The organism is Robertmurraya dakarensis, from assembly GCF_900156875.1.
Classification (GTDB): Bacteria; Bacillota; Bacilli; order Bacillales; family Cytobacillaceae; genus Robertmurraya; species Robertmurraya dakarensis.
Genome location: NZ_LT707408.1, coordinates 239820 through 251699, shown reverse-complemented (window position 1 = coordinate 251699; position 11880 = coordinate 239820). Strand labels below are relative to the sequence as shown.

Below are 11880 nucleotides of genomic sequence, written 5' to 3'. Positions count from 1 at the left end.
TTCATATAAGAAAATGGTTTTAGTTAAACATATATTTCCAAACAAAAAGCCCTCGATTTGTTCATCACTGAACGAACCGAAGGCTTTATAAGAACGGCCTTAATCCCGTTTTATGTGCAAACTTACTTGCCATCATCAAAAAGAGGGCATCCAAACAGGACACCCCTTAATAGTCTATTCAATTAAATTCGCATCCTCATTACGAAGTTCCCAAGCGATCCTTGCACTCTCTTCGAGTTCCTCTAATACGTAAAACGCCGACATTAGGTCCTTATCCCCCACGACCGGTCCATGGTTTTGCAGGATATAGCCATCACTGTCATTAATGCGCTCCTCAAAAAAGTCAAAGAGTTCCTTAGAACCCGGCTTACCATACGGTACTAGCCCCACAGTTCCAAGCTTCATCTTTAAATATGGTGTATAGGAAGGAATAATATCCTTTTCATTACGATGCTTTAAACAAGACCATAGCGTTGAATAGAAGCTATGCGTATGAATAACAGCCTGAATGGATGAACTTTTATCATAATAAGTCTTATGCAGTGGAAATTCCTTGCTTGGTTTAATTCCGCTTATATGTTCCCCATCTCTGCTCAATACGGAAAAATCATCTTCTGTTAAGGTACCAAAACAAGTTCCCGTACCCGTAATATATATATTTCCTTCGTGAAGGAAACTCAAATTAGCCGAAGAACCCGTTGCTTTATCTCGATCATACAATGTTTTCGCAATCCAAATTGCTTCTTTTAATTTGTTCTCTAGACTAGTCATTAAAATTCCCCTTTGTCATATCAACAGCTTTCGTGAAGAAATCCTTTTGACCGAAATTACCAGACTTCAATACTAATCTCAATTTTTCATTCTTTAGCGGCATCATAATTGGTACCCCCGGAGCAATACTCTCACCAATTTGGTAGGAATCGTACCCAAGGATCTTCGTTACTGCACCTGACGTTTCCCCGCCCGCTACAATAATGCGATTATAACCGCTTTCAACAGCCTTTTTAGCAAGAAATGCAGTTGTCTTCTCAAGAAGTCCTGAAACAACCTCCCTGCCAGCTCTTTGCGCTTCCTTTACATTATCCGGCTTATCAGAACTGTACACTAAAACAGAATCCTCATTCGCTGCCTGAATACTCTCCCATAGCTCTTCCTTTGTTTGAGTCCCCTCTACTAGTTGCAAAGGATCAATTCTGAAAGAAGTTCCATTTGTATTTTTATATTCTTCTATCTGTCCCAGTGTCGCCGCCGAGCAACTTCCTGCCAAGATAATCGCTTTTCCAGTAGTCGGACTTGGCACCTGTTCAGACTTAGCATCCAAATCCTTTCGGTATTTACGGCCAAGCCCAGCCATGAGACCCGATCCGCCTGTTAAAAGTGACAAATCCCCAAATAGCTCAATGATTTTCTGAGCATGTTCTTCTTCATAATAATCTGGAATAACATAAAAATGTTCTTTATCCTGGCCAAACTCATCGATTACTTTGAGAATTTCTTCATTACTTAACTTCAACAATTCATGGTTAATTTTTAAGCTTTGATATTTCCCTTGCGGTTCCATTAATTTAGCAAGATCAGAATCCCACATCGGTGTCAAAGGATGATCCTTCATATGTGTTTCATTCAAAGGCACTCCATTAACGATCAAGTGACCGTCTTCAACCGTTCTTCCATTCACCGGAAGTGCTGGGGCAATAATCGTGTACTTTATATTGTACGTTTCAAGGACACTATCAATAATTGGGCCGATATTTCCATCTTTAGTCGAATCAAATGTTGAGCAATATTTTACATACAACTGCTCTGCACCGTTCTTTTTCAACCAGTTGAAAGCCTCTAAGCTTTCAGAAACTGCCTTTGAAGTTTCTTCCGTTCGAGTTTTTAAGGCAACGACCACGGCAATTTTTTCTTCTGAGGCCTGAAGATCCTCACTTGGCACGCCATTAAACAGTAACGTTTTAATTCCTTGTTCAACTAGAAACGATGCTGCATCGCTGGCACCAGAAAAATCATCCGCGACAATCCCTAATACGATTTTACTCATAATAGACTCCTTTCAAATTTATATCTTTTAATACCTGAGACACTATTTAATGAAGAAAGTCGTTATCGCCGGCACAAATGTAACTAACAATAAGACCGTTATCATAATGAGCCAGAATGGTATTAGGCTTTTCGAAAGTTTCATAATCGGCACTCCCGATATATTACTTGATACATACATAGCCGTACCTACTGGTGGAGTTAATAATCCAATGGTTAAGTTGATTACCATCACTAATCCAAATTGAACTGGATCGACTCCCATATTAATTGCTACCGGACCAAGAATTGGCGCTAAAAGCATAATAGCTGGTGAGCTATCTAGGAACATCCCTACAACTAGAAGAAGAAGATTGATAATTAACAAGATAACAATCGGGTTATCTGATACTCCAAGAAGCGCAGTTGTAATTTGCTGAGGAATTTGCTGACTTGATAATAACCAACTGAATAATGAAGTAGCAGCAATAATAATAGAAATAACAGCCGTACTAACAGAAGCTTCAAAAAAGATTTTCGGTAAATCCTTAATCTTTAATTCTTTATAAATAAACATACTAATTATTAGTGCATAAACCGAAATAATAGCTCCACCTTCAGTTGCAGTGAACACTCCACCTCGAATACCGACAATGATAATAATCGGCATCAACAAAGCCCAAATAGCTGATTTAAAGCTCTTCCAAACCCCAGGGAAACTCACTTTTCCTTCTGCAGGGTAGTTATTCTTTTTTGCTACATAGAAGGAATAAAGGAAGAACCCTAGTGCAATTAGAATCCCAGGGACAATCCCCGCCAAGAACAAATCACCAATTGAAGCTTGTGTTGTTACCCCATAAATAATCAACGCAATACTCGGAGGAATGATAAGACCTATACTTCCTGATGCTGCAACCAGTGCGGCAGAGAAACCAAGATCATATTTTCTTCTCTTCATTTCTGGAACCATTATTGAAGCTAATGCAGCAGCGTCAGCAACACCCGAACCAGAAATCCCTCCTAACATTACACCACTCATAGAAACAACATGAGCCAATGACCCCTTGATACTACCAACGATGGATAAAGCAAAGTCAATGATTCTTTTAGTAATACCACCATGACCCATTATGGATCCAGCTAACATAAATAAAGGAATTGCCATTAAAGGAAAGGAGTCAAGCGATGTAAACAGCCTTTGGCTCAGTACGACAATCGGATAATCAGCATAATAAATTGCTCCAATGGATGATAATGCTAGTACAAAAGCGATTGGTACTCCCAGTATTAAAAACAAAGCAAATAAACCAAACAATATCACACCCATTACACTGCTTCCTCCTTTCTTTTGTTACTTTGAATAGTGTTACTAATAACGAAGTATAATAAAATAATCCCTGAAATTGGAATCACCATATAAACATACTGCATCGGTATCCCCAAGGAAGGGCTAGTTTGTCTTGCACCTAATTGAACTAGCTGGAAACCACTGTACGTCAGCAGAAAGCCAAACACCGAGAGAAGTAAATTATTAAATAAAATAATAGTCTTTTGGCTTACGCCTTTTAGTTTCTTTTCTAAAATATCTAATGCGATATGAGAACCGTATTTCATCCCCACCGCCATACCTAGGAAGGACATCCAAACAAATGTATATCTCCCCAGTTCTTCAGACCAAGTAAATGGATTGCCAAAGACATATCTTGATATTACTTGAGCAGTAATAATGGTAACCATTAGAAACATGAGTAAGGCGCATATCCAATACAAGAATTTAACGAGGATGTTATCAAGCTTTTCCACACAATTCTCCCTCCCTTAACGAAGATAAAATTGATGGGAGCAAAGGTAACTTTACTCCCGCCAATATTCTTCATCCTTATTTAATCGCGTCTAAAATTTTGTTATAAAGATCAATGTCAATTGTTTTTGCAAAATCTTCATGAGCAGCTCTTGCAGCTTTAGCAAACTCTTCTGTATCTGGAGTTGTTACCTGCAATCCTTCACTCTTCATTGTTTCAAGAATTTCATCTGTTTTATCTTTTACTAAGCTATTTTCATACTCAGTTGCCGCATTGGCCGCATTTGTAATGATTTCTTGTTGTTCTGGAGTTAATTTGCCCCAAGTTAATTCACTCATTGCTAATGTTACATACTCATATTTGTGCGCAGTAAGAGCTAAGTAATCTTGTACTTCATGAATTCTACCGCCATAAGCGAATGGAATTGGGTTTTCTTGAGCTTCAATTACATTTTGTTCAAGTCCTGTGTAAACTTCACTCCATGCCATTGCAGTCGGAGAAGCCCCCATTGCTTTCCAAGTTTCTTCCATTGCCTTAATTTCTGGTAATCTAATTTTCAGACCTTCAATATCTGCTAAGCTATTAATTGGCTTATTTGAAGTTACATGTCTTGGACCGCGGTCCCACCAGTTTAGGATTCTAATATCAGAAGCTTCTAATACACGATCAGCAATTTCTTGTCCTACTTCACCATGAATAACCTTTGCAAACTCTTCTTCACTATTCATAAGGTATGGTAATTCTAGCAACTGGATTGAAGGTTCAAAGTTACCTAGAACCCCTGCGATCAAAGCAAAGTCAACTGTTCCAATTTGCAGTCCTTCTGCCATATCTCTATCTCCACCTAGAGTAGAGTTAGGGAAAAGTTCAACTTTAATTTTACCTTCTGAAGCCGCTTCCACTTCTTCTTTAAATTTAATAGCTCCATCGTGCCAAAGGTCATTTTCAGATTGAATATGTCCTAGCTTTAAAACCAACTCTTCAGATCCACCCTCATCAGATGAACCTGCTGTTTCAGAATCTCCTCCAGAGCAACCCGCAAGAACTGTTCCGACAGCAATAATCATTAACATTAATAAAGTAGATAATTTCTTCATGTTCTCCCACCCTTTTTTATATTATTTGTTTACTTCTATTAAAACTTTAACGACATTTTCTGTTTTTTGATCAAGAACATCCAGCGCCTGTTGAGATTCATCAAGATCCATTCTTTGTGTAACAAATGCATTTAAATCAAGGCCGTTATTGATCATTTTACTTGCTTTTGCAAAATCCTTTGTTTCATAAGTCATCGCACCAAAAAGAGAAATCTCATTAAATACAAAATTATACGTATTTACAGGAATCTGTTCAGTAATCATCGCAACGATTCCAACTTCCCCTCTTCTTCTTGTCATAGAAGAAGCCTGGTCTACAATCACTTTTGAGCCCGCACAAACTAGCGCTACATCTACCCCTCTGCCTTCAGTGAACTCTAGAACTTTAGCTACTACATCTTCTTCTAGCGGGTTAAGCGCCAATGTTGCTCCTTGTTCCATAGCCATATCTAAATTAAACTGCTGTGTGTCTGTACAAATAATATTTTTATAGCCAGCTTCTCTCGCAGCCACTAACGTTAATAAACCAATTGTTCCAGAACCTAAAATAGCAATAGTATCTTTTTCAGGAACTGTAATTCTATCAATCGCATGAATCGCTACTGCCAAAGGTTCTACCAGAGTACCCATTTCATAGCTGATCCCATCAGCGATTTTATAAACCGTTTTTTCTGGAGCATTGAAATATTCAGCAAATGTTCCGATCCAACCAGGTGTTCCCGGAGCTTTCTTATTTAAGCAAAGATTTACTAAATCCTTTTGGCAGAACTCACACTCACCACAGCCAATATGCGGCTCTACCGTTACACGGTCGCCAATTTTAAATTTCGTAACATCCTTACCAATCTCAACAATTTCTCCAGCAATTTCATGACCTAAAATAACCGGCGGTTTTCTGAATGCATGTGTACCTTTAAATAAATGAAGGTCAGAACCACAAACACCAACATTTTTTACTTTTATTAAAACCTCATCATTTCCAATTACAGGAACATCAATATCCTGAATCTCAACTTTATTTGTGTCAACAACAAAAGCTGCTTTCATTTTATAACCCCCTAAATAAGTACCATTTCTACGCATTGTTATTGTAATACAGTAGTAAAACGCTTTCAACGGTATAAATAGTGTTAACTGTTTTATTTTGAAACACTTTTTCAAAATAATTAATTTAGGTAGAATATTCGACATTATTTTTGTATTTAAATAAAACACTTTTCAACAAGAAAGAAAGTTATGTTAAAATGTGTTTAAAATTAAAATTCGAGGTATCGTGATGACAAAAATAAAAACACTAGCGATCGCCCCTTATAATGGGCTAAAAGACCTTATTAATGAACTGGCGAAGGAAAGATCAGAACTCGATGTGCATACTTTTGTTGCCGATATGTTAGATGGTGTTGAAATAGTGAAATCCATCCAAGAAGAACAATATGACGCAATTATTTCACGTGCAGGTACCGCAGATTTGATTAGAGGAGTATCTGAATTACCTGTCATTGATATCAAACTCTCAATTATTGACATGATGCGGGCTATTAAACTAGCACAAAATTACTTTGGTCCATTCGTCATTGTTGGATATAAGAGTATCACTGAATCCGCCGATATGATTTGCCAAATCATGGAGTACGATGTAGAAGTTAAAACAATAACAGATATTTACGAGATTGACGGATGTCTTGCAGAATTAAAAAATAAAGGAATCAGTTTAATTGTAGGGGATGTTATCACCGTTAATCGCGCAAGAATGATGGGATTCAATACCATCCTAGTTACCTCTGGCCGCGAAAGTGTCCTAAGCTCTTTTGACGAAGTGATCCGCTTAGAGAAGCTTCTATCAAGAAACAATCATGAAACAAAATTAATAAAAAGTGTCCTAAAAAATGTAAACGTTTCCGTCCTCTGTTATAACCAGGATGGAAAAATAATCTATTGTAATATGATAGAAAACCTTGAGGACAATGAGAAATTAGTAAAAGAAACAGAAGAATTAGTTCCGATTTTATTGAAAGAGAAGGAATGTAGAATCTTAAAGAGATTCGACGATAACCCTATTCTTATAAGAGGGGAATTACTAGACGTTGACGGAATCTTTTATCCTGCCTTTTTTATAGAAATGCACAAGGCATCATTAAAACCTTTTACTCAAGACATAATCATTAAAAATGCATCAGATGCTCAGCAAGTAAACTTAGAAACATTTAACACTTCCAATGAAATATTGAAAAACGCCATTGAGCAAGTAAAGGTATATTCCCAAACATCATCCCCCATCATTTTATACGGGGAAAAAGGGACTGGGAAGGAAACATTAGCCCACGCAATCTATCATAATAGTCAATATAATAAGAACCCGTTTATCATCATAAACGCTAAACATATGAACTATAAAAAGTGGGTTTCCTTATTCGAATCAGAAGATTCACTATTTACAAATAGTGATTTTACTTTCTACATCAAAAACTTGCACTTTATGGATGAAGTCAGCCAAACTACCTTTGAATCCTATTTTCGTAATACTTATGTTCATAAGCGAAATCGCTTTATTTTCTCATGTATTCACGGCAACTCTAAGTCATTCGATAACAGTTCCTTGCAGTATTTTATAAAAAATGAATTGAATGCATTGCCAATCATCATGCCAAGTCTCTCTGAAAGAAAGGAAGACATACCCAGCCTAGCTAGTATATTCTTAAGCGACTTAATCTTAAAGTACGGAAAACAGGTAATTGGATTAGAAAAGGATGCCATAAAACTTCTTCAAGATTTTCATTGGAACAATAATATTGATCAACTACGACGTGTAATGGAGGAGTTGATCATTCTCACTGATTCCTATTACGTTAATGCTGAAACAGTGAACAGAGTACTTTCATCTGAGGATCTTCCAGAATCTAATAATTATAGGAACTTCCTCAATTTAGATAAACCGCTAGATGAAATTAACAAGGATATCATTAATCTAGTTTTAGCAGAAGAGAACTTCAACCAATCGAAAGCTGCCGATCGCTTAGGGATTAGCCGGAGTACTCTCTGGCGAAAAATTAAATAAAAATGCAGTGCCCGTCCTGCCGGTATAACAGGATGGGCACTGTTTGATATTAAACTTTAAAATTTAAATTGTCGTACCAGTCCATTCAATTCCTCCGCTAGCTTCGAAAGCTCCTCCGAGTTTTCAGCTACCTCTTCCATTGAACTGCTAGTTTGCTGAGATGATGCAGAAGTCTGTTCAATTCCTGCCGCTGCCTCTTCTGAAACCGAGGCAATTTCTTGTATAGCTGCTCCCATTTCATTACTGCTTGTAGTCATGGTTGCTAAATTATTGGTAATGTTTTTAATATTGCCAGACATTTCCTTGATAGCTTTTGTAATTTCATTAAATGTATTTCCCGTTGTCTTAATCTGTCCAGTTCCTTTTTCTACTTCTTTATACCCCTCTTGGAGAGAGTCTACGACATTAGCTGATTCCTTCTGAATATTAGAGACAATTTCTGTTATATCCTTTATAGAAATAGATACCTGTTCTGCCAGTTTTCTTACTTCATCTGCTACAACAGCAAAACCTTTTCCATGTTCCCCTGCTCTTGCAGCCTCAATAGCGGCATTTAGTGCTAAGAGGTTGGTTTGGTTTGCAATATCATGAATGACTGATACAAGCTTTGTAATCTTTTGGGAGTGTGTATCCAATCCCTGTACCTTCTGAACGGCACTTTGGACAATCTGATCAATAGTCGCCATTTGTTTAACAGATTCTCCCATTAAATCAGTGCCTTCAGTTGTCATCCCTAGTACTCTATTCGAAGACTCATATACTTGGTCACCATTTTTATTTGCTTCAAGCATTTCTGATGAAAAAGATTCCATTAGCAAAGCAAGGTTTGATGCATGATTTGCTTGCGACTCTGATCCAGCTGCTAATTCTTGCATCGTAACCGCAACTTGTTCCGATCCTGCTTTTACCTCATTGGCAGATTGAGTTAATTCCTCACTTTGACTAGAGACAGTCTCTGACACTTGGGACACTTTTCTAATCATTGACTTCAAATTTCCAGCCATGGCATTGATAGCTATTGTTAATTGGCCAATTTCGTCTTTGCTATCATAATCAAGTAATTCGACATCAAGGTTACCTTCTGCTATTTGGTCACTTACCGCTACAACCTTTTGTAGATTGCGTGATACCGAACGGCTGACCAAAAATACAAGCAATCCACCAACTAGAATAGAGACAACCATCGAAATGAGTAATACATTAAAAGCCTTTATTTGACTATCTTGTGCTTCACTAACTGCTAGATCTCGTTCCTGATTTACAATCGCACGAAGTTCATCTAATAATTCAACCGTATCCGTCCGAATGATATTAGCTTGACTAACAACTGACCGCGCTAGGGCAATATCACCATTTTCAACTGAGGGTATAACACTCGTAGTAAAGACCTCATTTATTCTTTTATCGTAGATGATTATCTTTTCAAATAACCTTTTTTGTTCTGATGTATCCATTGCATCACTTAATTCAGCTGCAAGTGAATCAAATTGTTTTTTGCGATCTTCATATTCACCGACAAAGACTGGGTCACCTTCTACTAGATAACTGACCATCCTAATTGACTTTGCTCGAATTAGCGACCCCATTTCCGTCACTTTTATCGCCCGATCGCTTCGCCTCTCTAGAGCCTCAATATCCTCTCCTACCCCGGCAATTAGATTTGTGGTTACTAATGTAGATACCCCAAATAGAATAACAACAATCACTAACGCTAATCCATATTTCCATCCAATCTTAAGATTTTTAAACTTTGCTAGCCGCATTCGCTTTTGACTTCTGAAGATTCTTTTCATTATACTAAATTTCCTTTCTGTCTAGTGATTCTTGTAGACAAGACACTTTTCTAAAATCCATTTTCATACAGGGATAGCCATGTATGTAACAGAAAAAAGCCATTCTATTATAAATAGAACAGCCAAAGGATTTTAATAAAAAAGGTCAATCCGTTATTTGGTAACCAGGCGATCGTAGCTTAAGGACTTTTATCCCTATCTAACCTTAGACCCTAGGCTTTGCGTCCTACCCTTTCGGAATAGTTTGCCTTTTTCTTCTATTAATACATATATTAGCGCGCTGAGAAATGGTACTAAACTATCATAATTGACAGATTTACATAATTCAACCAGTTGTAGCAAAATACTACAGTCATATTGGAAAAGGATTCAATTACTATAAAAAGCCTTCCACCAGTTTAATAGACTGATGAAAGGCTTCGTCATTTCGTAAAAACAATACTAGATCGTTCCTATTACTTAAAGAAGTTCGTAAGGTTAGAGAATGAAGCTACTAGATCCTGATAGTATCCAATTAATTTATCCTTTAAAGAATTTTGATCGGATTCTTTTTCTGCTTCATTTTCACTCACTTGTTCTGTGTCGGTAGTAGAAGTTACTTCTTCATCTCCTGTTTGTGTCGGTTCCAAAACATCTGTTTCTGTATTTTCTACAGGTTCTACTGTTTCTTCCGGTGTTGTTTCTTCAAGGACAGTAGGTTGATCTTCATTTTCACTTTCTGTTTCTGTAGTAGATGTTACTTCCTCATCTTCTGTTGGTACTGGTTCCACAACATCTGTTTCTGTCTCTTCTACAGGTACTTCTGTTTCTTGCGCTGCTGTTTCTTCAAGATCAGTAGGTTGATCCTCAGCGTCTACACTCATATCGCTATCCACATTGACATCAGTAACAGCTGTTAAACCCGTATCAGAGTTATCAACCGTGGTATCTAAGTCAGTATTTGCCTCTAAATCTGTTGTTTCTGGGTTATTAGAATCAGCAGATACATCAGAAACCTCTTCTGCGACTGGTGTGTTTTCAGAATCCTCATTTGTTTGGTCAGAATCTGATTGACTTAAATATTGATCAAGAAAAGCTTGGTAATACCCAATCACACTTTGATAGCTATCACCGATAAATTGATATGTTTCATCTACCCATTTACTAGAGTCAGCCTCTTCATCTTTTGCATTAGTATTTTCTGAAGTCGTGTCTTCAACAGGAGTTTCAGTATCATCTCCAGCGCCATCCTCAGTTTCTGCTGCGTCATCTTCTACCTGGCCATCTTCCTCTGCTGGTGCCTCTGTCTCTTCCTCTTCTGTTTCATCATCCGCTTCTGCTTCATCATCATTTACTTCACCATCTTCTTCTGCTGGCGCCTCTGTTTCTATGTCTTCTATTTCTTCATCTGCTTCATCATCAATTACTTGTTCATCTTCCGCTGCTGGCGCATCTGTTTCTTCCTCTTCTATTTCTTCATCTACTTCTGCTTCATCATCATTTACCTGGTCATCTGCTTCTGCTGTATCGTCACTTATATTACCATCTTGCGGCTCATCATTATTTGTTTCATCTATGTTTTCATTGTCATCAGAAGCATCATCTGTTTTTCCGGATTTTTCTTTAGCTAGTTCGCTAACAAGCGCACCTTTTTCAGGAGATCCTGGAAGACTTTTTGCTAATGAAGATACTTCCTGACCGTGATTTTTCACTTGTTCAACAACATCAGGATTAACACCCTTCTTATCAAGCTCTGCGGCAGAAATCGGTGCACCAGCTGCTAATAAGGTTGCTGCTACCATTGATGTTGACATTACTAATGGAGCTACTTTCTTCGACAATGTTTTATTTACTTTCTTAGTACCCATCTGTTTTTTAGCCATTATTTCATCTCTCCTAATTCGTATTTTTCTACTGATAGGATGGATTTTTTCGTGAAACCCTTTATTTATTGATTCACCTCCTATTATTCTGAGTAAGATTTTTACTCTAAATTTCCAGCAGTACCATCACCTGCCTGTATCTAATTTACCTAAGTATTGTTATCATCTCGTGTTATTCAGATTAAAAACATTGACGTTTCTCTTACTAATTTAGGGAGTTTTGCAATAAATGAAATCTTTTCTAATAGC

Annotated in this window: 9 protein-coding genes and 1 riboswitch; of the genes, 1 reads left to right on the top strand and 8 read right to left on the bottom strand. The window is 37.4% G+C overall.

Features of this window, described 5'->3' with window-relative positions:
* Positions 1-174 precede the first annotated feature (174 nt).
* The 6 genes from CZ487_RS02360 to CZ487_RS02335 all read right to left on the bottom strand — a co-directional run bounded on the left by CZ487_RS02360 (position 175) and on the right by CZ487_RS02335 (position 5968).
* On the bottom strand, positions 175-771 hold the full coding sequence (locus CZ487_RS02360) for a class II aldolase/adducin family protein (RefSeq protein ID WP_077210648.1): 597 nt from the start codon (positions 769-771) through the stop codon (positions 175-177).
* Positions 764-2044, bottom strand: coding sequence for a 3-oxo-tetronate kinase (otnK, locus tag CZ487_RS02355; RefSeq protein WP_077210647.1), 1281 nt, complete (start codon positions 2042-2044; stop codon positions 764-766). Before otnK ends, CZ487_RS02360 begins: the two co-directional genes overlap by 8 nt.
* A 42-nt stretch (positions 2045-2086) precedes the next feature.
* Entirely contained in the window at positions 2087-3349 is a 1263-nt protein-coding gene (locus CZ487_RS02350) for a TRAP transporter large permease (RefSeq protein WP_077210646.1), read from the bottom strand.
* Positions 3349-3825, bottom strand: coding sequence for a TRAP transporter small permease (locus CZ487_RS02345; protein WP_077210645.1), 477 nt, complete (start codon positions 3823-3825; stop codon positions 3349-3351). Before CZ487_RS02345 ends, CZ487_RS02350 begins: the two co-directional genes overlap by 1 nt.
* A 76-nt stretch (positions 3826-3901) precedes the next feature.
* Positions 3902-4921, bottom strand: a complete 1020-nt coding sequence (locus CZ487_RS02340) for a TRAP transporter substrate-binding protein (protein ID WP_077210644.1) — start codon at positions 4919-4921, stop codon at positions 3902-3904.
* Between the two features lie 21 nt (positions 4922-4942).
* Positions 4943-5968 carry a zinc-dependent alcohol dehydrogenase gene (locus tag CZ487_RS02335; RefSeq protein WP_077210643.1) on the bottom strand — a complete coding sequence of 342 codons (1026 nt, stop codon included), beginning with the start codon at positions 5966-5968 and terminating at the stop codon, positions 4943-4945.
* Positions 5969-6197: 229 nt separating this feature from the next.
* On the opposite strand from CZ487_RS02335, the gene CZ487_RS02330 reads away from it, so the two are divergent.
* Complete coding sequence (locus tag CZ487_RS02330) at positions 6198-7976, top strand: sigma-54-dependent Fis family transcriptional regulator (protein WP_077210642.1); 1779 nt, start codon at positions 6198-6200, stop codon at positions 7974-7976.
* Between the two features lie 56 nt (positions 7977-8032).
* Here CZ487_RS02330 and CZ487_RS02325 read toward each other — a convergent pair whose 3' ends face one another.
* Complete coding sequence (locus CZ487_RS02325) at positions 8033-9769, bottom strand: methyl-accepting chemotaxis protein (RefSeq protein WP_237562786.1); 1737 nt, start codon at positions 9767-9769, stop codon at positions 8033-8035.
* Between the two features lie 156 nt (positions 9770-9925).
* Positions 9926-10028: riboswitch (cyclic di-GMP riboswitch) on the bottom strand.
* A 196-nt stretch (positions 10029-10224) separates the two neighbouring features.
* Entirely contained in the window at positions 10225-11631 is a 1407-nt protein-coding gene (locus CZ487_RS02320) for a hypothetical protein (RefSeq protein ID WP_077210641.1), read from the bottom strand.
* Positions 11632-11880 lie beyond the last annotated feature (249 nt).

Excerpts from the sequence above, each read along its gene's own strand:
- CZ487_RS02330 (WP_077210642.1), top strand. The coding sequence starts at position 6,198 with ATGACAAAAATAAAAACACTAGCGATCGCCCCTTATAATGGGCTAAAA.
- CZ487_RS02335 (WP_077210643.1), bottom strand. The coding sequence starts at position 5,968 with ATGAAAGCAGCTTTTGTTGTTGACACAAATAAAGTTGAGATTCAGGAT.
- CZ487_RS02350 (WP_077210646.1), bottom strand. The coding sequence starts at position 3,349 with ATGGGTGTGATATTGTTTGGTTTATTTGCTTTGTTTTTAATACTGGGA.
- otnK (WP_077210647.1), bottom strand. The coding sequence starts at position 2,044 with ATGAGTAAAATCGTATTAGGGATTGTCGCGGATGATTTTTCTGGTGCC.
- CZ487_RS02325 (WP_237562786.1), bottom strand. The coding sequence starts at position 9,769 with ATGAAAAGAATCTTCAGAAGTCAAAAGCGAATGCGGCTAGCAAAGTTT.
- CZ487_RS02340 (WP_077210644.1), bottom strand. The coding sequence starts at position 4,921 with ATGAAGAAATTATCTACTTTATTAATGTTAATGATTATTGCTGTCGGA.
- CZ487_RS02360 (WP_077210648.1), bottom strand. The coding sequence starts at position 771 with ATGACTAGTCTAGAGAACAAATTAAAAGAAGCAATTTGGATTGCGAAA.
- CZ487_RS02320 (WP_077210641.1), bottom strand. The coding sequence starts at position 11,631 with ATGGCTAAAAAACAGATGGGTACTAAGAAAGTAAATAAAACATTGTCG.